At 51.8% G+C, this 22,212-nt stretch carries 18 protein-coding genes, 1 tRNA gene and 1 pseudogene; all 20 read left to right on the top strand.

Annotation, left to right across the window (positions count from 1 at the left end; all coding sequences use genetic code 11):
• Positions 1-207 (top strand): annotated as a pseudogene (gene tuf, locus BUB59_RS13925) (elongation factor Tu); the annotation flags it as partial.
• Between the two features lie 12 nt (positions 208-219).
• Positions 220-372: a 50S ribosomal protein L33 gene (gene rpmG / locus BUB59_RS13920; RefSeq protein ID WP_014545993.1), complete on the top strand. Its 153-nt coding sequence runs from the start codon at positions 220-222 to the stop codon at positions 370-372.
• 12 nt (positions 373-384) lie between these two features.
• Positions 385-457 (top strand) — tRNA-Trp (locus tag BUB59_RS13915).
• A gap of 19 nt (positions 458-476) precedes the next feature.
• A complete protein-coding gene (secE, locus tag BUB59_RS13910) occupies positions 477-665 on the top strand; it encodes a preprotein translocase subunit SecE (RefSeq protein WP_073231058.1) in 189 nt (62 codons plus the stop codon).
• A 5-nt stretch (positions 666-670) separates the two neighbouring features.
• Positions 671-1,207 (top strand): transcription termination/antitermination protein NusG, encoded by a 537-nt coding sequence (gene nusG, locus BUB59_RS13905; RefSeq protein WP_234980074.1) that lies wholly within the window; start codon positions 671-673, stop codon positions 1,205-1,207.
• Positions 1,208-1,237: 30 nt separating this feature from the next.
• Complete coding sequence (rplK, locus tag BUB59_RS13900) at positions 1,238-1,663, top strand: 50S ribosomal protein L11 (protein ID WP_073231053.1); 426 nt, start codon at positions 1,238-1,240, stop codon at positions 1,661-1,663.
• Between the two features lie 40 nt (positions 1,664-1,703).
• On the top strand, positions 1,704-2,390 hold the full coding sequence (gene rplA / locus BUB59_RS13895) for a 50S ribosomal protein L1 (RefSeq protein ID WP_073231051.1): 687 nt from the start codon (positions 1,704-1,706) through the stop codon (positions 2,388-2,390).
• Between the two features lie 10 nt (positions 2,391-2,400).
• Positions 2,401-2,937 (top strand): 50S ribosomal protein L10, encoded by a 537-nt coding sequence (gene rplJ / locus BUB59_RS13890; RefSeq protein WP_073231048.1) that lies wholly within the window; start codon positions 2,401-2,403, stop codon positions 2,935-2,937.
• 52 nt (positions 2,938-2,989) lie between these two features.
• On the top strand, positions 2,990-3,361 hold the full coding sequence (gene rplL, locus BUB59_RS13885) for a 50S ribosomal protein L7/L12 (RefSeq protein WP_073231044.1): 372 nt from the start codon (positions 2,990-2,992) through the stop codon (positions 3,359-3,361).
• Between the two features lie 126 nt (positions 3,362-3,487).
• Positions 3,488-7,759 carry a DNA-directed RNA polymerase subunit beta gene (rpoB, locus tag BUB59_RS13880; protein WP_073231042.1) on the top strand — a complete coding sequence of 1,424 codons (4,272 nt, stop codon included), beginning with the start codon at positions 3,488-3,490 and terminating at the stop codon, positions 7,757-7,759.
• Position 7,760: 1 nt separating this feature from the next.
• The gene (rpoC, locus tag BUB59_RS13875) at positions 7,761-12,215 is read left to right on the top strand and encodes a DNA-directed RNA polymerase subunit beta' (RefSeq protein WP_073231040.1); all 4,455 of its coding nucleotides are present in this window, start codon (positions 7,761-7,763) and stop codon (positions 12,213-12,215) included.
• A 72-nt stretch (positions 12,216-12,287) separates the two neighbouring features.
• Positions 12,288-12,677: a 30S ribosomal protein S12 gene (gene rpsL, locus BUB59_RS13870; protein WP_072980597.1), complete on the top strand. Its 390-nt coding sequence runs from the start codon at positions 12,288-12,290 to the stop codon at positions 12,675-12,677.
• 17 nt (positions 12,678-12,694) lie between these two features.
• Positions 12,695-13,171: a 30S ribosomal protein S7 gene (gene rpsG, locus BUB59_RS13865; RefSeq protein ID WP_073231038.1), complete on the top strand. Its 477-nt coding sequence runs from the start codon at positions 12,695-12,697 to the stop codon at positions 13,169-13,171.
• 278 nt (positions 13,172-13,449) lie between these two features.
• Positions 13,450-14,019: a hypothetical protein gene (locus tag BUB59_RS13860; protein WP_073231036.1), complete on the top strand. Its 570-nt coding sequence runs from the start codon at positions 13,450-13,452 to the stop codon at positions 14,017-14,019.
• A 246-nt stretch (positions 14,020-14,265) separates the two neighbouring features.
• The gene (gene eno / locus BUB59_RS13855) at positions 14,266-15,687 is read left to right on the top strand and encodes a phosphopyruvate hydratase (protein WP_073231033.1); all 1,422 of its coding nucleotides are present in this window, start codon (positions 14,266-14,268) and stop codon (positions 15,685-15,687) included.
• Positions 15,688-16,065: 378 nt separating this feature from the next.
• Entirely contained in the window at positions 16,066-17,895 is a 1,830-nt protein-coding gene (locus BUB59_RS13850) for an ABC transporter substrate-binding protein (protein ID WP_073231030.1), read from the top strand.
• A gap of 18 nt (positions 17,896-17,913) precedes the next feature.
• A complete protein-coding gene (locus tag BUB59_RS13845) occupies positions 17,914-19,308 on the top strand; it encodes an ABC transporter permease (RefSeq protein WP_073231027.1) in 1,395 nt (464 codons plus the stop codon).
• 2 nt (positions 19,309-19,310) lie between these two features.
• The gene (locus BUB59_RS13840; protein WP_073231024.1) at positions 19,311-20,156 is read left to right on the top strand and encodes an ABC transporter permease; all 846 of its coding nucleotides are present in this window, start codon (positions 19,311-19,313) and stop codon (positions 20,154-20,156) included.
• Between the two features lie 11 nt (positions 20,157-20,167).
• Positions 20,168-21,166 carry an ABC transporter ATP-binding protein gene (locus BUB59_RS13835; protein WP_073231022.1) on the top strand — a complete coding sequence of 333 codons (999 nt, stop codon included), beginning with the start codon at positions 20,168-20,170 and terminating at the stop codon, positions 21,164-21,166.
• On the top strand, positions 21,156-21,965 hold the full coding sequence (locus tag BUB59_RS13830; RefSeq protein WP_073231019.1) for an ABC transporter ATP-binding protein: 810 nt from the start codon (positions 21,156-21,158) through the stop codon (positions 21,963-21,965). The genes BUB59_RS13835 and BUB59_RS13830 overlap by 11 nt, the downstream gene beginning before the upstream one ends.
• The last annotated feature ends 247 nt before the right edge of the window (positions 21,966-22,212 follow it).

The raw sequence follows: 22,212 nt of genomic DNA, 5'->3' as shown, positions 1-22,212 counted from the left end.
TATCGTCCCCAGTTCTACTTCCGCACTACCGACGTTACTGGTACCATCCAGCTGCCGGAAGGTGTCGAAATGGTGACCCCGGGTGACACCGTGACTATCCACACCACTTTGATTGCTCCGATCGCTATGGAAAAGCAGCTCCGCTTTGCTATCCGCGAAGGTGGCCGTACCGTTGGTGCTGGTTCCGTAACCGAAATCATCAAGTAATCGGGATATACAATGCCTAGAGAACTCATCGTGCTCGAATGCACAGAATGCAATCAGCGCAACTATGATTGCGATAAGAATAAGCGTCTTCACCCCTCTCGCGTAGAGTACAAGAAGTACTGCCGTTTCTGCCGCAAGCATACTGTTCACAAGGAATCCAAGTAAGGAAGTCCGAATAGGTCGGTAGCTCAATTGGTAGAGTCACGGTCTCCAAAACCGTTGGTTGGGGGTTCGAGTCCCTCCCGACCTGCTCACTTCCCGGAGTCAACATGCGTAAGATCAAGCAATATGTCAAGGAATCCATCCAAGAATTAAAACAGGTTACTTGGCCTACTTGGGAAGAACTCAAGGGTTCTACTCTCGTGGTAATTCTTTTCAGCGTTATCATGGGATGCTATATTGCTGGCTTAGACGTTGGTCTCTCTTGGGTTGTTGAAAAGATTATGGGAAGAGGTTAATCATTATGATGCGTTGGTATGCAATCCACACCTTTTCCGGTCAAGAAAACAACATTAAAAAACGTATCGAGCAGATGATTGAACGCGAAGGCGTTCAAGACAGGTTCGGTCAGATTATCGTGCCGACTCGCGAAGTGGTTTCTACCGTTCGCGGTCGTCGTCGCGTATCTACACTGAACACCATGCCGACGTACGTAATCATTGAAATGGTGCTGGACGAGCTCACCCAGCATTTGGTGATGAACATTAATGGCGTCACCCATTTCCTTGGAATGACCCAGACTAAGCGTGTGGCCATTCCTTTAACACAGAGCGAGGTCGATCGCCTTCTTGGAGTTGATCCTAGTAATTCTGCAGAAGGTGAGATCCAAATTCCGTACACAATTGGCGAAAATGTCCGCATCAAGGAAGGTCCCTTCAAGGACTTTGTGGGCGTCGTAGACGAGATTATGGATTCCAAGATCAAGGTCATGGTTACCGTATTCGGTCGCTCTACGCCTGTTGAACTTGCCTTTAACCAGGTTGAGTCCGACAACGTTTAATGTTACGGTTTTTGACACGGAGATAATACAGTGGCAAAGAAAATCACAGGTTATATTAAGCTCCAGATTCCCGGTGGTGCAGCTAATCCGGCTCCTCCCGTAGGTCCCGCCCTTGGTCAGAAGGGTGTGAACATCATGGAATTCTGTAAGCAGTTCAATGCAAAGACTCAGGACGCCAAGGGAATGATCATTCCCGTGGTTATCACTGTCTATGCTGATAAGAGCTTTACCTTCATCACGAAGGTTTCGCCGGTTCCGGCCCTCATTAAGAAGGCTGTCGGCATTGAAAGTGGCTCTGGTGAACCCAACCGTAAGAAGGTTGCAAAGATCACTAAGGCCCAGATCCAGGAAATCGCTCAGAAGAAGATGCCGGATCTTAACACAATCGACCTCGAAGCCGCTATGCGCATGGTTGCAGGCACTGCCCGCTCCATGGGTGTTGAAGTGGTTGACTGAGGCAGGTAATTCACCGTTACGTATCTGACAGGAAAACTTCATGTTCAGAGGAAAAAAATACAAGAAGATTGCTGAAGCTATCGAACGCAACAAGGCATACGATCTGACTTCCGCTCTCGAAATTCTTAAAAAGTCCGAGGTGAAGTTCGACCAGACCGTCGAAATTCATTTTAACCTCGGTGTGGATCCTAAACATTCCGACCAAGTGGTTCGTGGCACTGTCGTGCTGCCTCACGGTACCGGTCGTCAGGTCCGCGTTTTGGTATTCTGCAAGGACAATAACCTTGAAGTTGCTAAGGCTGCTGGTGCTGATTACGCAGGTGGCGCTGACTTGGTTCAGAAGATTCAGGAAGGCTGGCTGGACTTTGACGCAGTCGTTGCTACTCCCGACATGATGCCGGTGATCAGCAAGGTTGCCAAGGTTCTCGGTCCTCGTGGTTTGATGCCGTCCCCCAAGGCAGGCACTGTGACTATCAACGTAGCACAGACTGTTAAGGAACTCAAGGCCGGTAAGATTCAGTACCGCGTTGACAAGGGTGCAAACGTACATGCTCCCGTTGGCAAGCTCTCCTTCACTCTCGATCAGCTGGTTGAAAACACCAAGGCTGTCATCGACTCTGTTGTGAAGGCTAAGCCCCAGACTTCCAAGGGCACTTACATTAAGAGCCTTACGTTGTCCGCAACGATGGCTCCGGGCATCAAACTTGATTTGGCAATGACACGCTAGGAGATACACCATGAAAGCTGTAGTTAAGAAACAACAGACCGTGGACGCTATCGTAGAATCCTTCCAGGGTGCTACCGCTGTCTATCTGCTCAACTATCAGGGTATGACCGTTGATAAGGACAATGCCCTCCGTAAGGCACTGACCTCTAAGGGTGTCAAGTACAAGGCTGTGAAGAATACTCTTCTCAAGCGCGTACTCGCTGCTCTGAAGGTCGAAGGTCTTGACGAACAACTGACCGGCGCAACTTCTGTGATGGTTGGTTTCGAAGAAGACCCGCTTCTGCCTGCTCGCGAAATCGAAGCATTCCATAAAGCAAACCCCGACTTCTTGATCTCCAAGAGCATCTTCCTCGACGGAAAGCCGATGCCTGGTACCGAAGTTGTTAACCTGGCTAAGATTCCGGATCGTAAGGGCATGATCGCAATGATCGTCTCTATGGCTCTGGGCCCGGGTTCTACCATCGCCGGTCAGATCAAGACTCTCCAGGAAAAGCTGGAAGAGGGTTCCTCCGAAGCACCGGCTGCAGAAGCCGCTCCGGAAGCTTAATTAACAAACCACAAATCCAAACATTTAAACGGAATAATTGGAGATACACATTATGGCAACTGATATTAAGGCATTGGGCGATCAGATTGTTGCTCTCACTCTTCTCGAAGCTAAGGCTCTCGCTGACTACCTCAAGGAAACCCACGGCATTGAAGCTGCTGCAGGTGGTGCTGTAGTTATGGCTGCTGCTGCTGCTCCCGCAGAAGAAGCTAAGACTGAATTCGACGTTATCCTCGTCGAATGCGGTGCTAAGAAGATGGACGTCCTCAAGGCTGTCCGCGCTATCACCGGTCTCGGCCTTAAGGAAGCTAAGGACCTCGTCGAGAAGGCCAACAGCGTCGTTAAGGAAGCAATGCCGAAGGCTGACGCTGAAAAGCTCAAGAAGGAACTGGAAGACCTCGGTGCCAAGGTTGCACTGAAGTAATGCTTTCACTTCACTAAATCTTTAGTACGCCAAATGCCTGCACTTTATGTGTGGGCTTTTGGTGTATAGAGATTTTTTTGCTATTTTTCGACAAAAAAAAGCTCTTCACCGGATGAGGTATTTCAAATGACGACGGAGCGAAAAAGCTATTCCTCCAACAAGTTCCAGCTGGAACTCCCGTACCTGATCGAAGTCCAGAAGGCTTCGTACGAGCAATTCCTTCAGAAGGATATCCCCCAAGAAAAGCGCCTGACCGTTGGTCTGCAGCGCGTGTTTAAGGATATCTTCCCGATTACAGATGTTAAGGGTCTTTTCTCCCTGAACTACGAAGGATATTATTTCGGTATCCCGAAATACAGCATCCCCGAGTGCCGCGAACGCGGACTCACGTATTCCATGGAACTCTTCGCAACTCTGTCTCTTCAGATTTTCGAAGAAGATGGCGAAGATCGCAAGCTCAAGGAAGAAGTCAAGAATGACGTTCTGGTTTGCGAACTCCCGATCATGACTGAAAATGGTACGTTCATCGTCAATGGCGCTGAACGCGTTGTCGTTTCTCAGTTGCACCGTTCTTATGGCGTTAGCTTCTCTGACGAACTCCAGCCCACCGGCCGTACTGACTACAAGAGCCGCATTATCCCGCACCGCGGTGCTTGGGTGGAATTCAACACCGAAGGCGACGTCCTTTACCTCATTATCGACCGTAAGAAGAAGCTTGCCGCAACCGCAATGCTTCGTTGCATCGGTTTCGAAACTACTCAGGAAATCCTGAAGCTCTTCTACAAGAAGACCGACAAGGTTAACTTCAAGGAAATGTTCAGCCAGATCGATGAAAATGGCGTGAGCGTCCTGACCGACCGTATCGTATTTGAAGACGTGATCGACACCAGCACCGGTGAAGTGATCGTCGCTGCTAACACTGTTCTCGACGACAAGAAGCTCGCTGCTCTTGATCAGAGCGATGTTGAAGAAATCGTTCTTCTCTCCAAGGACGAAGACAATCTTCTCATGCACTACACCCTGGCTGCAGACAAGACCAAGTCTCGCGAAGAAGCTCTCAAGGCTATCTACTCCGTGACTCACCAGCAGCAGGATGAAGCTCCTGACATGCGCACTGCCGAACTTTACTTCGACAGCCAGTTCTTGACCGACCCCCACAAGTATGATCTTGGCGAAGTGGGTCGTAACCGTCTGAACGCAAAGATTTACAACAAGGCTGAAATCCGCGAAGTCCTCGCTGAACTCGGTCCTGAATTCAAGATTCCGTCCAACCAGACCATGACCATGAGCAAGGCAGACTTCCTCGCCATGATCGAATACATGGTTGGTCTCTACAATGGTACCGATGGTTACTCCCTCGATGATATCGACCACTTGGGCAACCGCCGTACCAGGTCCGTTGGCGAACTTCTCGCTAACCAGATCTCTGTAGGCCTTTCTCGTATGTCCCGTGTGATCCGTGAAAACCTCACTCTCCACGGCGAAGACGAACAGACTACTCCTCGTGAACTGGTCAACACCCGTATGGTGTCCACCGTTGTGCAGGCCTTCTTCGGCTCCAGCCAGCTGTCCCAGTTCATGGACCAGATGAACCCGCTTTCTGAACTTACTCACAAGCGTCGTCTCTCCGCTCTTGGTCCTGGTGGTCTTTCCCGCGAACGCGCAGGCTTCGAAGTCCGTGACGTGCACTACACTCACTACGGCCGTCTCTGCCCGATCGAAACTCCGGAAGGCCCGAACATCGGTCTTATCAACTCCCTCGCTTCCTTCGCAGTCGTTAACCAGTACGGCTTCATCGAAACCCCGTATCGTATCGTGGGTCTCGTAGACTTCAAGGATGCTCAGGGCAACATCGTGAAGGCTCCCGTGTCCAAGTGGCACTACGGCATCTTCAAGGCTTTCGTCCACGATCCGCACCTGTTCCTCGAACTGGAACTGACCAAGAAGCAGATCGACTCCGTTCGCATGAACCTGGACAACAAGCAGCGTGACCTCTTCGAAGGCTTTGTGAACAAAGTATTCGCATTCAAGGACGCTGAAGGTGAAGTGACCTACTACCGTAACGGCCTCACTGTTGAAGACTTCAACGGCAAGCCCGACTACGAACAGGTTGGCACTACCATTGAACAGATCGTTTCTGATTACATCATCTTCCTCACCGCTGATGAAGAAGACGAATTCAAGGTGGCTCCGGCTTCTACCGAACTCACCGACGACAACCGCTTCAAGGGCGACATGGACGGTTACGTAATCGTTCGTGACAAGAGTGAATACCCGCACGTCATGCGTCAGGATTCCATCGCTCTCGACGACTTCGAAACTGACCGTATCGACCTCATGGACGTGGCTCCCATGCAGATCGTGTCCGTGGCTGCAGGTCTTATCCCGTTCCTCGAACATGACGATGCTAACCGTGCATTGATGGGTTCTAACATGCAGCGTCAGGCTGTGCCTCTGCTCCGTGCAGAAGCCCCCGTGGTTGGCACTGGCCTGGAACGTCGTGCAGCTCTCGACTCCGGTACCGTCGTTCGTGCAAAGCACGATGGCCGTATCAAGTTCGTTGACGCTCGTAACGTTGTTGTTGAACGCGGCGACATGGTCGATGGCAACTTTGTGCCTCTCACCGGTCTCGGCGAAAACTACGAATTCCTCGGCAAGGATCCTATTGACGAATACGTTCTGCGTAAGTTCGAACGTTCCAACCAGGATTCCTGCATCAACCAGAAGCCCATCGTTAACGTTGGCGACTTCGTGAAGGCTGGCGACGTGCTGGCTGACGGTGTCTCCACCGATCACGGCGAACTGGCTCTTGGTAAGAACATTTTGATCGGCTTCCTCCCGTGGAATGGTTATAACTACGAAGACGCCGTTATCATTTCCGAAGAACTGGCAATCAAGGACACCTTCACTTCCATCCATATCGAAGAATACGAAATGGAAGTTCGCGACACCAAGCGCGGCCCGGAAGAACTGACCCGCGAAATCCCCAACGTTGGCGAAGACGCTCTTCGCAACCTGGACGAAAACGGTGTGGTTCGCGTCGGTGCAGAAGTTACCGCTGACGATATCCTCGTCGGTAAGGTTACTCCGAAGGGTGAAACTGAACTGTCTCCGGAAGAACGTTTGCTCCGTGCAATCTTCGGCGAAAAGGCCGGCGATGTACGTGACACCTCCCTGAAGGCTCCTCCGGGAATGAAGGGCATCGTGCTCGAAACCCGCGTCTTCAGCAAGAAGGACAAGGCTGACAAGAATAGCAAGGAAAAGGACCAGGAAACTATCGCAGAAATCCGCGCTAACTTCCAGGTTCAGATCGACAAGATCAAGGAATCCTGCTCTGAACACCTGTTCGAATTGCTGGGCGGCAAGGCTGCTGGCAAGGTGATGGACAACGAAACTCATGAACTCCTGATTCGCGAAGGCCAGACCTACACCGAACAGAACCTCCGCGCTATCGACGTGACCAAGGTTTCTCCGGCTTCTACCTTCGTTGTCGGCGACGACGAACTTCAGGAAAGAGTTCTCACTCTCGTGCTGGTTGCACGCGACAACCTGGATACCTTGACCCGTACCATGGAAAAGGAAATTGACAAGGTGACTAAGGGCGACGAACTGAAGCCCGGCGTTCTCAAGAGCGTTAAGGTCTACATTGCCAAGAAGCGTTGCCTCTCCATCGGTGACAAGATGGCAGGTCGCCATGGTAACAAGGGTGTGGTCTCCAAGATCGTTCCCGTCGAAGACATGCCGTTTACCGAAGACGGTCGTCCGCTGCAGATTCTTCTGAACCCGCTGGGCGTGCCTTCTCGTATGAACATCGGTCAGGTGCTGGAAGTGCACTTGGGCTGGGCTGCAAAGACCCTCGGCTTCAAGGTTACCACTCCCGTGTTCGACGGTGCCAAGTTCGAAGACATTTGTGAAGAACTCAAGAAGGCTTACGAAAAGAACCCCATCGTTAACTACGAAATGGATCCGGACAACAACAAGATCATCGGTAAGGCAAAGCTCTATGACGGCCGTACTGGTGAAGCATTCTTGAACCCCGTGACCATCGGTTACATGTACTACCTGAAGCTGGGCCACTTGGTAGACGACAAGATTCATGCTCGTTCTATCGGTTCCTACGCACTGGTTACTCAGCAGCCTCTGGGCGGTAAGAGCCAGTTCGGTGGTCAGCGCTTCGGTGAAATGGAAGTGTGGGCTATGGAAGCATACGGTGCCGCATACACCTTGCAGGAACTCCTCACCGTCAAGTCTGACGATGTCCAGGGTCGTTCCAAGGTCTACGACGCTATCGTCCGTGGTCAGAACACTCCTCGCCCGGGTGTACCTGAATCCTTTAACGTTATGATTCGCGAAGTTCGTTCTTTGGGTCTCAATATTCAGACCAATGGAGAGAAGTAATATGGCTGAAGAAATGACAGAACAGTTTGAAAATTCTGGTGACATTTCGATTCACCTGGCTGCACCGGACATGATCCGCAGCTGGTCTCATGGTGAAGTGACCAAGCCGGAAACCATTAACTATCGTTCTTTCAAGCCCGAAAAGGATGGTCTTTTCTGCGAAAAGATCTTCGGACCTGTGAAGAACTGGGAATGTAACTGCGGTAAGTTCAAGCGTATCCGTTACAAGGGTGTCGTTTGTGACCGTTGCGGTGTGGAAGTTACCCACTCCAACGTTCGCCGTAAGTACATGGGCCATATCGAACTGGCTATTCCTCTGACTCACACCTGGTTCGTCCGTAACCAGCCCTGCGTCATCGGTGCCCTCCTGAACCTTTCCACTAAGGACCTGGACAACATCATCTACTACGAAAAGTATGTAGTGATCGATCCGGGTACCACCGATCTGGAACCCAACACTCTGATCGACGAAGCTCAGTATCAGGACCTCACCAACGAAGGCCGTCAGTTTGACGCCAAGATGGGTGCCTCCGCTATCAAGCAGCTGCTTGACCGCGTTGACCTGACCAAGCTTTCCGAAGATCTCCGTATCCAGGCTACCTCTACTTCCAAGACCAAGAAGGACGAAGCCCTGAAGCGCCTCAAGATTGTGGATTCTTTCCGCAAGTCCCAGATGGACAGCTTCAAGTCCTACTACGAAAATCCGGAAGCAGCTCGTGAACAGGATACCAAGCAGCCTTGGCTCAAGGGCCTTGCTGAAGCCGTTGCCGAATTCAAGGCCGACTACGAAGGCAAGGTTGAAAAGTTCATCCTGGCTGACGCTTACGAAGCTTTCCGTCACCGCTATCCGTCTGAATCCCGCCTGCTGGCTAACCAGCCGTCCTGGATGATTCTCGACGTTCTTCCGGTGATCCCCCCTGATCTGCGTCCTCTCGTTCCCCTGGAAGGTGGCCGTTTCGCAACTTCCGACCTGAACGAACTCTATCGTCGCGTGATCAACCGTAACAACCGCTTGAAGAAGCTGGTTGATATCCGTGCCCCGAATGTTATTCTCTGCAACGAAAAGCGTATGCTGCAGGAAGCTGTTGACCAGCTGTTCGACAGCCCGCGCCGCGCCGCCCGTGCAGGTTCTGCTCGCCCCATGAAGAGCCTTGCAGAACTCCTGAAGGGTAAGCAGGGTCGCTTCCGTATGAACCTTCTCGGTAAGCGTGTGGACTACTCCGGCCGTTCCGTTATTGTGGTGGGCCCGGAACTTCGCATGCACCAGTGCGGTCTCCCGAAGCGTATGGCCTTGGAACTCTACAAGCCGTTCATTATCCAGCGCTTGGAAGAAGAAGGCATCGTTTATACCCTGAAGTCCGCTAAGAAGTACGTGGACGCAGAACGTCCTGAAGTTTGGGACATTCTGGAACAGATTATTGAAGACCATCCGGTGATGCTGAACCGTGCACCTACTCTGCACCGCCTCGGTATCCAGGCCTTCTACCCGAAGCTCATCGAAGGTAACGCAATCCGCCTGCACCCCCTCGTCTGTACTGCATTTAACGCAGACTTCGACGGTGACCAGATGGCTTGCCACCTCCCGCTGTCTTTCGAAACTCAGTTGGAATGCCGCGTCCTCATGCTGTCTTCCAACAACATTCTTCACCCCGCTTCCGGTCAGCCGATTGCTGTGCCGGGCCAGGACATCGTGCTGGGTCTGTACTACCTGACCAAGCCCCGTCCGGGTCGCAAGGGCGAAGGCATGCATTTCTTCGACCCCGCCGAAGCCATCCGCGCTTACGAAAACGGTGTGGTTGATCTGAACGCTTACGTTTACCTGAAGCTCCCCGCAGGTCGCAAGATCTACATGGGCGCAGTCGAAAAGGCTTGCACCATGGTTCGCGAAGAACCGGATGACAATGGCGTTCTCGAAGTTGAAGTTAAGTCTGGCGAAAAGATCAAGTTCCTGACCCTCAAGGAAGAGAACGTGATCAAGACTACCGTCGGCCGTATCATCTTCAATGAATTTGTACCGAACGCCCTGGGTTACGCAAACGAAACCTTCGGCAAGAAGGTAATTGCAAAGTCTATCGATGACCTGTACCGTCGTACCGGCAACCGCGTAACGGTTGACTACCTGGATGACCTGAAGGCCAACGGTTATAAGTGGGCAACCCGCGCTGGTTCCTCCGTGGCTATCGCCGAAATGGTGATCCCCAAGGAAAAGCAGGAAATGCTGGACAAGGCTGCAGAACAGGTGTCCAACATCCGTAGCCTGTACGAAGACGGTGTGATTACTGACGGTGAACGTTATAACCAGACCATCGACGTGTGGTCCAAGACTACCGCAGAAGTTGCAGGCAAGCAGTGGGAACTGCTCTCCAACGACCGCGATGGCTTCAACCCCGTCTACATGATGGCTGACTCCGGCGCTCGTGGTAGCCGCGAACAGATTAAGCAGCTTTCCGGTATGCGTGGTCTGATGCAGAAGCCGATCAAGCAGCTGGGTGGTCAGGAAGTTATTGAAAACCCGATTAAGTCCTGCTTCCGCGAAGGCTTGAACGTGATGGAATACTTCATTTCCTCTCACGGTGCTCGTAAGGGTCTTGCTGATACCGCTCTGAAGACCGCTGACGCTGGTTACCTTACCCGTCGTCTGGTTGACGTTGGTCAGGACTTGGTGATTACCGAAGAAGACTGCGGTACCACTAACGGTATTGATATGTCCGCCTTTAAGGATGGTGACGATACCATCATCGCCCTCGAAGAACGTCTCCTGGGTCGCGCACCTGTGAACGACATCGTTCACCCCGTGACCGGCGAAGTCATCGTGAAGGCTGGCGAACTGGTTCAGGAACGCGATCTCGGTAAGATCAGCGCTACCGGTCTGGAACACATCAAGATGCGTTCCGTGCTCACTTGCGACTCCCGTACTGGTGTCTGCTCCAAGTGCTATGGCCGTATGCTGGCTTCCGGTCGTCCGGTTGACCTGGGTGAAGCTGTTGGCGTGCTCGCTGCACAGTCCATCGGTGAACCGGGTACTCAGCTGACGCTCCGTACCTTCCATATCGGTGGTGCATCTTCTCGTTTGACTGTTGAAAGCAACAAGAAGGCCTCCGTGGATGGCCATGTTGAACTTGAACAGTTGGAAACCGTTGTTCACGAAGGTCAGAAGGTTGTTACCAGCCGTATGGCAGAACTCGTGATCTACGATACCACAGGTATTAACAAGGGTCGTTACCAGATTCCGTATGGCGCAATCGTCTACGTCGAAAATGGCGCAGCCGTCAAGAAGGGCGACGTCATGTTCGAATGGGATCCGTATAACAGCCCCATTATCTCTAACGTTTCCGGTAAGGTCGTTCTTACGGACATGGTCGAAAACCGCACCTATCGTGTGGAAACCGACGAAGTCACTGGCAACGAAACCTGGATCGTTATTAGCGACAAGCAGCACGGTAAGAAGGACCTCCATCCGGCAGTGACGGTTGTGGATGGTTCCAACACCAAGCTGGGTAACTACATGCTGCCTGATGGCGCCATCCTGACTGTGAAGTCCGGTGATGCTGTGACCGTCGGTCAGACCGTTGCTAAGCTCCCGCGTGCTGCAGGTAAGACCCGAGACATTACTGGTGGTCTTCCCCGCGTCGCAGAACTTTTCGAAGCTCGTACTCCGAAGAACAGGGCATTCATTGCCCCGATCGATGGCTTGGTAGACCGTATCGAAGACGTACGTAACAACCAGGCTGTGTTTATCAAAATGGATGATGTCGAAGAGAAAGTGCTGGTTCCTCGCGGCGTTCATCTGGCGGTCAACGAAGGTGACCGTGTCCGTGCTGGTCAGAAGATCAGCGAAGGTAGCGTGGATCCCCGCGATATCCTTGCTCTCAAGGAAATCGGTCCTGAAGAAGTCCAGCGCCACTTGGTTAACGAAATCCAGGCAGTTTACCGCCTGCAGGGTGTGGCTATCGCAGATAAGCACATCGAATGTATCGTTCGCCAGATGATGCGCAAGGTCCGAATCGAGACTTCCGGTGATTCCGAACTGCTCCCGGGCGAAGAAATTTCCAAGGCCCGTCTCCGCGCAATCAACGATCAGTTGCTTGCTGTCGGTAAGACTCCGGCGACCTTCACGCCGATGCTCCTTGGTATCACGAAGGCTTCCTTGGCAACAGACAGCTTCATTTCTGCCTGCTCCTTCCAGGAAACCACTAAGATCCTTACCCGCGCTTCCATCGAAGGTAGCGTGGACCCGCTCATGGGCCTTAAGGAAAACGTGATTATGGGTCGTCTGATTCCGTGTGGTACCGGTGCCCGCCATCTGAGGAACGTCCAGGTGGTTGACGCTGATGCTGAGGCGGAAGCAGCTGCTCGGCCGACAAGTGCTTCTGCAACTTTCGAGGAATATAACGCCGGCGATATCCAGATGCTGGATAACGAAGTTGGCTCCTCCGATGAGGATGATTCCGAGTAATTTGCGCTAAGTACTTGAAATAATTGGAAATATGAACTATATTTGCACTCCAAAAATCTAGGAGATTAAAAAGTGCCTACTATTCAACAGCTCGTCCGCAACGGACGTGAACAGATCAGCAACAAGACCGCTTCCGTGGCCTTGAAGTCCTGCCCCCAGAAGCGCGGCGTTTGCACCCGTGTTTATACCAGCACCCCGAAGAAGCCGAACTCCGCTCTTCGTAAGATCGCTCGTGTACGCCTTTCCAACAAGATGGAAGTTACCGCTTACATCCCCGGTGAAGGCCACAACCTCCAGGAACACTCCATCGTGCTCATCCGCGGTGGTCGTGTGAAGGACGTTCCGGGTGTTCGTTACCACATCATCCGTGGCACCCTGGATACCCAGGCTGTTAACGGTCGTCAGAACGGTCGTTCCAAGTACGGTGTTAAGAAGAAAGGCGCCGCTCCGGCAAAGAAGTAAGGAAAGGAAGGTAAACTATGTCTAGAAGAAGAAAGGCTCTCCATCGCTCCATCCTCCCGGATCCGCGTTACAAGTCTACTCTCGTTACCGAACTGGTCGGTGTTGTCCTGAAGCAGGGCAAGAAGACCATCGCTGAACAGATCGTTTACACCACCCTCGAAACTCTCGACAAGAAGATCGAAGGTTCTGAAACCGCTCTCGAAAAGTTCGAAATGTGCCTCGACAACATCAAGCCGAAGCTGGAAGTTAAGTCCCGCCGTATCGGTGGTGCAAACTACCAGGTTCCGATGGAAGTCGCACCGGACCGCGCCAAGGCTCTGGCTCTCCGCTGGTTGCTCGACGCTGCTCGTAAGCGCAACGAACCCAACATGGCTCAGCGTCTCTCTGCAGAACTCGTTGCTGCAAAGAACGGTGAAGGCAACGCTGTTCGTAAGAAGAACGATACCCACAAGATGGCTGAAGCTAACAAGGCTTTCGCTCACTTCCGTTTCTAATTCTTGCGAAAGAAATTTTCCTAGAAGGAAAGGTTCCACTGAAAAGTGGAACCTTTTCTTTTGTAGTATCCTAGAGTAGCACGTAAGGTGAGTGTCGCAGAATCAAGTATGCTTGATTCTATGACCGAGCCGCAGTGCAGACGCCGAAGGCGTCAAAAAGGGACCTGCGAGAAATCGCAGGCCCTTTTTTGCTTTTTGTTTTTTTTTGATAGTATATTTGAAATTGGGAAAGGAAAAATGGGTGAAAGGAGAGTTCGCATGAGAATTGCAACGACGGTATGTCTGTTGTCTTTGGGGTTCCTCACTTCTGCGTTTGCAGAGGGGGAGAAAAATCAAATACTTTTTTTGAAGCGTCGTTAGGGGCTTCCTATTTCGGTTTCGATACGGAATATGAACAAAATGGCGACAAGGACAGCTTTGAAGGCGTTGGCCCCGCACTGGGCTTTAAGGCCGGTGTCGTGATCGGTAAATTTACCGTGTATGCTAATTTGGAGCTGGGTTTTGCCTATGGGGACTACAAGATTGACGACCATAGAATCAACCGTGATGGCGACGAATATTGTGACCGTACCAAGCAGAAGGATGTCTGGGGATATCGTACTTTCTTGGGAATGGGAACGTCGTTCTATCCCTTCAGTGACAGACGGTCCGTGATGTTCGGGACGCACCTTGGCGCATCCGCGGGCTTTGTCGCCGTAGGGGCTGGGGAGGTCTGGCCCATAACGGAAAGCGTCTATCTTGGTGGTGCCGTGTCCTACACCATGGAGGTTCCTGTGGTGATGGGTGAAGATTATCCGGATTTTGACTATAATACCTTGTGGGCGGGAATTCGCCTGATGGTGTGGTAAGTTCGAATTCACTTTTTTAATTTGTTCGTAATGTTACAAAGGAATCGTTAGGAGGATTCATTATGGGTGTTGTGTTTTTCACCCGCATTTTCCTAACCACTAAACACTTTTTATATGGCGCTCTTCGAGCGCATATAGTGCGGCTCAAACATGTCAAAAGCATAAATGCTTTTGCCACGTCATTCGCCTTTTTCTATATTGCTGCATAGTTGAAAATTTTTTCACTCTAACCAAAGGTCAAATAAAATGGCTTCTAAAATTAAGTCCGTTGTTGCTCGCCAGATCCTCGACTCTCGCGGCAATCCCTCCCTCGAAGTTGATGTTACCCTCGAAAACGGTGTGACCGGTCACGCTGCAGTTCCCAGTGGTGCTTCCACCGGTGAACGCGAAGCTTGCGAACTCCGCGATGGTGACAAGAAGACTTACCTCGGTAAGGGCACCCTCACCGCTGTTAAGAATGTCAACACCAAGATTGCTAAGAAGATCATCGGCATGGATCCTGCTAAGCAGACCGAAGTTGATGACGCTATGATCGCTCTCGATGGCAACCGCATGCTCAAGAACAAGCTCGGTGCAAACGCTATCCTCGGTGTTTCCATGGCTGTTTGCGTTGCTGCTGCTAATGATGCTGGCATGCCTCTGTACCAGTACATCGCTAAGCTGCACGGCACCACCAAGCTCACTCTCCCCTGCCCGATGTGCAACGTCATTAACGGCGGTGCTCACTCTTCCGCTCCGATCGACTTCCAGGAATTCATGATCGCTCCGGTTGGCGCTAAGACTTTCTCCAAGGGTCTCCAGATGGTGACCGAAATCTTCCACGCTCTTAAGGCTGTCCTTAAGAAGGGTGGCTTCGACACCACCGTTGGTGACGAAGGTGGCTTCGCTCCTGGCGTAAGCATTAAGCCGGCTAAGAACAAGTTCGGTTACGAAATCACTGGCGTGATGACTCTCGAAAAGGCTCTCGAAGCTCTGAAGACTGCAACCACCAATGCTGGTTACAAGTTCGGCACCGACATCAAGATCGCTCTTGACGTTGCTTCTTCTGAATTCTGCGACAAGAACACCAAGGCTGGCAAGCCCGAAACCTACACCTTCAAGAAGTCCACCAAGAAGACCCTCAAGTCTGCTGACATGGTGAAGCTCTATGAAAAGCTCATCGACAAGTATTCCATCTTCTCCATCGAAGACGGTCTGGATGAAGCTGACTGGGCAGGTTGGAAGGTTATGACCGACAAGCTCGGTTCTAAGCTCAACCTCGTTGGTGATGACCTGTTCGTGACCAACCCGACCATCTTCGACGAAGGCATCAAGGCTGGCATCGCTAACGCTATCCTCATCAAGGTGAACCAGGTTGGTTCCGTTTCCGAAACCCTCGCTGCTATCAAGCGCGCACAGGTTGAAGGCTACGCTCCGATCGTTTCTCACCGTTCTGGCGAAACCGAAGACACCTTCATTGCTGACCTCGCTGTGGGTACCGCTGCTGGCCAGATCAAGACCGGTTCTCTCTCTCGTACCGACCGCGTCTGCAAGTACAACCGTCTCCTCCGCATCGAAGAAGAACTGGGCAAGGCTGCTGTCTACGCCGGTGATCCTCGCAAGGCTGTGAAGGCTGCTCCGGCTGCTAAGAAGGCTTGCTGCAAGAAGGCTTGCGCTAAGAAGAAGTAATTCTTTCTTAGAGGCTAACTCTTAAAGAGAGCTCCGATGAAAATCGGGGCTTTCTTTTTTTTATAGCGGGTTTATTTATGTTGTCTGTAGTTTTATGTATAAACTATTTATTGATTCACGAGCGCTTGGGTACGGCGGAATATGCCGAGGGTTGTATAGTCCTGTGATTTGTTGATAAGCTGGTGACAAATCTTAAGTTTGTAAACTTTCGTAAACTTATAAAATGGGCTGGAAGTCTTATGTGGTGGGCTTTTCGGTGTTGTCGCTTTTTGTAAACGCATTTTCCAAAGCTTAAAAAAACAATATGGAATTCATAAACTATATTACGAGAGAATTTTTTTCACACAAGCTTTGTATAGCTTATTTAAAGAGGACACAATGATTGGATTGAAATCGATTGCCAAGACGGCGCTTGCGCTTACGGCAACTGGTGCGCTCCTTTCCGGTTGCGGCGACGCATCTTCGGAAGGCGGACTGGCTGGCGGCGCTCTGCCTCGTCAGGAAACCCTTTACCTGTCTGGACAGCAGACTTCTGCTCCGGGTTCCTTCAACCCCCTGGCTGAAAGCTGGGCTGCATCCTGGCCGGTAGGTGGACGCTTCAACCTGATGTACGAACCGCTGATTACGTACAACTCCCTGAATGGTCAGATCGAAGACCTTCTTGGCCACCTGGTGGAAGAACTGTCCAATAACGATAGCATTGTTGTTGACTTGAACCCCGCTGCAAAGTGGAGCGATGGCAAGCCGGTGACCTCTACCGACGTGACCTTCATGTTCCTCCGCGGTTCTATCAACTCTGCTGAACAGATTTCCGCTATTCACGTAGATACCCTGAAGAATGGACCGGAAGGTCAGGTTACCGAACGTCTGTCCTTCATGGTGAACAAGCAGGCTCGTAACAACCCGCTTACCGTTCGCGACATGCTGCAGGCAACCCGTATCGCTCCTTCTCACGTTTTCGAACCCATGATCAAGGAAAAGGGTCTGGACGAAGTGAAGAAGATGCCCATGGATCAGAGCCCCATCGTCTCTGGCCCGTATGGTCTGAAGTCTGCTAACGAATCCAAGATCATCCTGGAACGTCGCGACGACTACTGGGGCAATGCTGCTCTCCACAATGGCCAGCTGCCTGCTCCTAAGTACATCGTTCACCCGATTTACAAGAACAACGAACATAACACCATTGCAATGCGTGAAGGCAACCTGGATGCATCCCAGAGCTTCATCCCCCGCATTAACCGTAAGGCTTCCGCAGGCGTCCACACCTGGTGGAACGAACCGCCTTACTTCCGCCCGGGTGCAATGCCCATGCTGGTGATCAACACCACTAAGGAACCTCTGAACGACAAGCGTTTCCGTCGTGCACTTGCTGCAGCTATCGACTACACCGCTCTCCGTCAGTTCGCAGTTTCTAACTACACTTCCACCCTGAAGGCTGGCCTCATCATGCCGACCGACCTGGAAGGCAAGTACATCGTTGACGAAGATCTGCCCAAGTATGGCGTAAATCTGGAAATCACCGACGACGCAAAGCGTCTGGAAACTGTTAAGCAGATGCTCTCCGAAGCAGGCTTCAAGTCTGTCTTCAACTCTGATGGCACTCTGGACCACATGGAAAACAACAAGGGCGAACGCCTGCCTACCTTGTCCATTACTTCCCCTGCTGGTTGGACCGACTGGGAAGCTATGGTTACCATCGCTGTGGATGGTATGCGTAAGGCTGGTATCGATATTCGCGAAGGCTTCGTAGATGGCGGTGCTTACTGGCCGGCTATGGGTCTTGGCAACTTCGACCTCGTGATGCACAAGCCGGTTGCTGACGTTACCCCGTCTCTGCCGTGGAGCCGCTTCAACGAAATCATGTCCTCTCGTGACTGGACTCCGCTTGGTGGTTGGGCTGGCGTGAACATCGGCCGTTACAACAAGCCGGGTTCTCCTGAATACCGTCCGGAAGTTGACCAGCTTTTGTCTGCAATTCCTCTGATGACTGACTCTACCGAAATCGCAAAGGCTTACCGCGAACTGAACAAGGTCTTCATGGAAGATCAGCCGTCCATTCCGCTGGTATACCTGCCGGAACAGTTCTACGAATTCAGCGACCGCGTATGGACCAACTGGCCCACCGCTGAAAATCCGTATGCTCCTGCCCAGCTCCCCTGGGTTGCATCCGGTACCAAGATTCTCTGGAACTTGAAGCTTGCAAAATAAAGGTTAAAAGGAATACAAATGCTTAAACAATATCCTATGCTACGCTATGTCCTGCAGAAGGGGTTCTGGTATCTCCTGACCTTCGTCTTTGCAGTGGCATTGAACTTTGCTCTGCCCCGCGTGGGCGGTAGCGATCCGGTCGACATCATTATGGGTCAGGCCGGTAAGGGCCTTTCTCCCACTGAAGCTCAGTTGAAGAAGGCTGAACTCCTGGTTTCCTTCGGCATGGCTGAACTGGACGATCAGGGTAACGCTGTTTACGAACCGGAACTGGACGCCAACGGCCAGATGGTTACCAAGAAGGTTGCCAAGCTGGACGAAAACGGTCAGCCCGTTGTTAAGAAGTCTATCGTCAAGGACGTTGACGCTGAAGGTAATCCGGTTCTGGTTGAACGCCAGAAGCTGGACGAAAACGGCGAACCCGTCTTCGAAGAAAAGCCTGTCCTGAACAAGAAGGGCAAGCCGGTGATGATCAAGGACAAGAAGACCAAGAAGAAGGTCGCTCAGGTCGAAAAGATCGCCGTCATGGAAAAGGTTCAGTCTGAACACGAACAGATCGACACCATCATGGTGGACGAAGTCGTGATGAAGACCGAACCCAAGCGTGCTTCCGCTATTTCTCAGTTCTTTGCTTACATTGGCAACGTGTTCAAGGGTGACCTTGGCAAGTCCTATACCAACAACACTGAAGTTACCACCATCATCAAGAATGCTCTGCCCTGGACCCTCCTGATTCAGGCTCCCACCATTCTTCTCGGCTGGATCATCGGTAACCTCCTGGGTGCTTTCGCTGCTTACAAGCGCGGCATCTTCGATAAGGTGTTCTTCCCGGTTGCAATGTTCCTCAACGGTGTTCCGTACTTCGTGTTCGGTATGCTCTTGGTGGCACTGTTCTCCATCACTCTCGGCTGGTTCCCGGCTGTGGGTAACATGAGCCCGGATATTTCTGAATTCTCCTTCTCCTGGACCTGCATCAAGAGCGTTGGCTGGTACTACATCCTTCCGTTCTTCTCTTGCTTCCCCATCCTTCTTTCCGGTCAGGCTACCGGTATGCGTTCCATGTCCATCTATGAACTTGGTACCGACTACATGAAGTATGCTAAGTGGCTGGGTCTTCGCGAAGGCAAGATTATTTCCTATGTGTTCCGTAATGCAATGCTCCCGCAGCTCACCGGTCTGGCTCAGTCCCTCGGTGCAATGGTGGGTGGCGCACTCATTACCGAAATGATCTTCTCTTACCCGGGCCTCGGCATGGCTATGCTCGACGCCATTAACAAGCAGGACTACGCTACCATCCAGGGTTGTACCTTGATGATCTCTACCTGCGTGCTTATTGCTAACTTCGCCGTTGACGTGTTGATCGCAATCTTCGACCCGCGCGTTAAGGCTGGTCTCCAGATGGGAGGTAAGTAATCATGGGAAAGCTCTTTAGAAACCTTCTCAAGTCTCCGATGTTCGTCGTCGGTATCTCTATCTTCGTGCTCACCCTGTTGATCGCAATCTTTGGACCGATCTTCTACAGCGTGGACACTCATGCTCGTGACATTCTCGCTGGTCCCTATGCTGGCTCTAGCGCATCTCACCTGCTGGGCACCGACCACCTGGGTCGTGACTATGTCTCCCTGCTGATCGAAGGCCTGGGTAACTCTCTCTATGTGGGTTTCCTTGCCGGTATCATCGCTACTACTCTCGGTGTTCTCATTGGTCTGTTTGGCGGTTTCCGCGGCGGCTGGATTGACGAAGTCCTGAACATGTTCACCAACCTGTTCATCGTGATCCCGCAGTTCGTGATTCTCGTGCTCATCAGCTCTGCTTTCAAGGATGGCCGTTCCCTGACCCTGATCGGCGTGGTGATTGGTCTTACCGCTTGGAGCTGGTCTGCTCGTGCAGTCCGCGCACAGGCTTCTTCTCTGCGTAGCCGTGACCATATCTCCCTTGCCCGCATTAACGGTGCAAGCACCCTGACCATCGTGATCAAGCATGTGCTTCCGTACTTGCTGTCCTACGTGTTCATGGTGTTCATCATGCAGGTGGGTTCCGGTATTCTTTCTGAAGCTTCCATTTCCATGATCGGTCTTGGTCCTGTGGATACCACTTCTCTGGGGATCATCCTGAACCAGGCTAAGGATAACGGCGCTCTTGCTGACTCCATCTGGATCGCATTCCTGCCGGCAACTCTGGTCGTTACTCTGACCGTGTTCTCCTTGTACCTGATCAATACTTCTATGGAAGGCGTCTTTAACCCGCGTCTGCGCAAGTAAGAGGTAACGAAATGTCTGATAATGTATTTGAAGTAGAAAACCTCGGCCTCTATTACTTGGGTCGTTTCGGCGACAAGACTCACGCAGTTACCGACGTGTCCTTCTCCATGAAGCAGGGCGAAATCCTCGGTATCGCTGGTGAATCTGGTTGCGGTAAGTCCACTCTCGTGTCCGGCCTTATGGGCATGTGCATTCCTCCTCTCTATCCTGAGAAGGGTGATGTCCGCGTGAAGTCCGGCGACAAGATGGAATCCCTCATGAACCGTTCCATCGAAGACGTCCGTGCAAATGTCCTCGCACAGAAGGTCTCCATGATTCCTCAGGGCGCATTCAACGCTCTGAACCCGGTTCGTAAGATTAAGGACATCGCTGCCGACGTGATCGCTGCTCACCAGCAGCCCGGCAAGAAGATGGACGCCGCTGAAATCTACAAGCGTCTTTGCGAACGTTTCGACTTGTTCGGCATGGACACTCAGCGCGTGCTGAATTCCTATCCTATCCAGCTGACCGCAGGTGAACGCCAGCGTTCCGTGATCGGTATCTCCACCTTGCTCAACCCGCAGATGGTGATCGCTGACGAACCGACTTCCGCTCTGGACGTTTCTACCCAGAAGGAAGTGATCTCCATGATCTTCGATCTTCTGGACAAGGGCATCTTCAGCACCATGATCTTCATTACCCACGAACTTCCCCTCCTGTACCATGTGGCAGACAACATCGCCATCATGTACGCTGGTGAAATTGTTGAAATGGGTACTGCAGAACAGGTGGTTAAGGATCCTCGTCATCCCTACACCCAGGCACTCATGGGCGCAATGCTCTCTACCGAAGCTTCCCAGCGTACTCGCCATCCGGAAGCTATCGAAGGTGCTCCTCCCAGCCTCAAGAACAAGATCGTGGGTTGCCGCTTTGCTCCCCGCTGCAAGAAGGCATGCCCGGATTGCAAGAAGAATACTCAGAACATCCGCATTGTTGGCGGTCGTCAGGTGAGGTGCGATTATGCTGTCTAATAAGCCCGTTGTTTTCTCTGCCAAGCGCATCAGCAAGGACTTTGGTGCCGGTAAGAATCTGAAGTCTGCTGTGAAGGACGTTTCCTTCGACATTTACGACGAAGAATTCATCTCCATCGTGGGTGGTTCTGGTTGCGGTAAGTCCGTTCTCGCTAAGATCATGCTTGGCCTGTACGAACCCACTCGCGGTCAGTTCCTCTATCGCGACAAGCCCATCAAGAACCTGAAGGCTCACTGGAACGAAGTCCAGTCTGTGTTCCAGGACCCGTTTGGCTGCTTCAACCAGTTCTTTACTATCCGTAGCCAGCTGGAAGACGCTCTGAACATCCTGAAGGACAAGCCCTCCAAGGAAGAAATCCGCCGCCGCGTTGACGAAGGCCTCATGGCTGTGAACGTTAAGCCCGAAGACATCGAAGGCAAGTATCCCTTCGAACTGTCCGGTGGTCAGATGCAGCGTATGCTTCTCGCCCGTATCTTCGCCCTCCGTCCGAAGGTGTTGATCGCTGACGAAGCTACCTCCATGGTGGACGCCTGCGTTCGTGCAAACATCCTGGATTATCTCCGTAAGTTGAAAGACGAACTGAAGATGACCGTGGTGTTCGTGACCCACGATATCGGTCTTGCAAACTACGTTTCTGACCGTATCTTCATTATGCACGACGGTAAGATCGTGAACCAGGGTACTCCGGAAGAAGTTCTGGATAACACCAACGAACCGCACACCCTGCGTTTGCTGGACGATATCCCCGAAGTCCACAAGACTGAATGGATCAAGAACAGCCATCGTTCTAAGAAGTAGTATGGTGTCATTCTGAGCGGAGAGCCGAAGGCTCGAAGTCGAAGAATCCAAAAAGTCCCGGTTCCAGTTTTCTGGAACCGGGGCTTTTGCCTTTTACAAAGGCAAAGCATACGGCTCAGTCGTGATAGAAAGAAATCTTTCTATCGCGACATTGAACTGACCCCAAAAAGTTGGACAGTTTAAAGTTAGGATAAAACTGAGTTATGAGTCCGGTATTGTACCGGGCTCATTCCTTTTAGGCGCAGTT

The organism is Fibrobacter sp. UWEL (assembly GCF_900142535.1).
In the GTDB taxonomy this organism is placed as follows: Bacteria; Fibrobacterota; Fibrobacteria; order Fibrobacterales; family Fibrobacteraceae; genus Fibrobacter.
Note: the sequence above shows the minus strand (reverse complement) of the source record. Positions and strands in the feature narration are given on the sequence as shown.

Excerpts from the sequence above, each read along its gene's own strand:
- rpmG (WP_014545993.1), top strand. The coding sequence starts at position 220 with ATGCCTAGAGAACTCATCGTGCTCGAATGCACAGAATGCAATCAGCGC.
- secE (WP_073231058.1), top strand. The coding sequence starts at position 477 with ATGCGTAAGATCAAGCAATATGTCAAGGAATCCATCCAAGAATTAAAA.
- nusG (WP_234980074.1), top strand. The coding sequence starts at position 671 with ATGATGCGTTGGTATGCAATCCACACCTTTTCCGGTCAAGAAAACAAC.
- rplA (WP_073231051.1), top strand. The coding sequence starts at position 1,704 with ATGTTCAGAGGAAAAAAATACAAGAAGATTGCTGAAGCTATCGAACGC.
- rplJ (WP_073231048.1), top strand. The coding sequence starts at position 2,401 with ATGAAAGCTGTAGTTAAGAAACAACAGACCGTGGACGCTATCGTAGAA.
- rplL (WP_073231044.1), top strand. The coding sequence starts at position 2,990 with ATGGCAACTGATATTAAGGCATTGGGCGATCAGATTGTTGCTCTCACT.
- rpoB (WP_073231042.1), top strand. The coding sequence starts at position 3,488 with ATGACGACGGAGCGAAAAAGCTATTCCTCCAACAAGTTCCAGCTGGAA.
- rpoC (WP_073231040.1), top strand. The coding sequence starts at position 7,761 with ATGGCTGAAGAAATGACAGAACAGTTTGAAAATTCTGGTGACATTTCG.
- rpsG (WP_073231038.1), top strand. The coding sequence starts at position 12,695 with ATGTCTAGAAGAAGAAAGGCTCTCCATCGCTCCATCCTCCCGGATCCG.
- BUB59_RS13860 (WP_073231036.1), top strand. The coding sequence starts at position 13,450 with ATGTCTGTTGTCTTTGGGGTTCCTCACTTCTGCGTTTGCAGAGGGGGA.
- eno (WP_073231033.1), top strand. The coding sequence starts at position 14,266 with ATGGCTTCTAAAATTAAGTCCGTTGTTGCTCGCCAGATCCTCGACTCT.
- BUB59_RS13850 (WP_073231030.1), top strand. The coding sequence starts at position 16,066 with ATGATTGGATTGAAATCGATTGCCAAGACGGCGCTTGCGCTTACGGCA.
- BUB59_RS13845 (WP_073231027.1), top strand. The coding sequence starts at position 17,914 with ATGCTTAAACAATATCCTATGCTACGCTATGTCCTGCAGAAGGGGTTC.
- BUB59_RS13840 (WP_073231024.1), top strand. The coding sequence starts at position 19,311 with ATGGGAAAGCTCTTTAGAAACCTTCTCAAGTCTCCGATGTTCGTCGTC.
- BUB59_RS13835 (WP_073231022.1), top strand. The coding sequence starts at position 20,168 with ATGTCTGATAATGTATTTGAAGTAGAAAACCTCGGCCTCTATTACTTG.
- BUB59_RS13830 (WP_073231019.1), top strand. The coding sequence starts at position 21,156 with ATGCTGTCTAATAAGCCCGTTGTTTTCTCTGCCAAGCGCATCAGCAAG.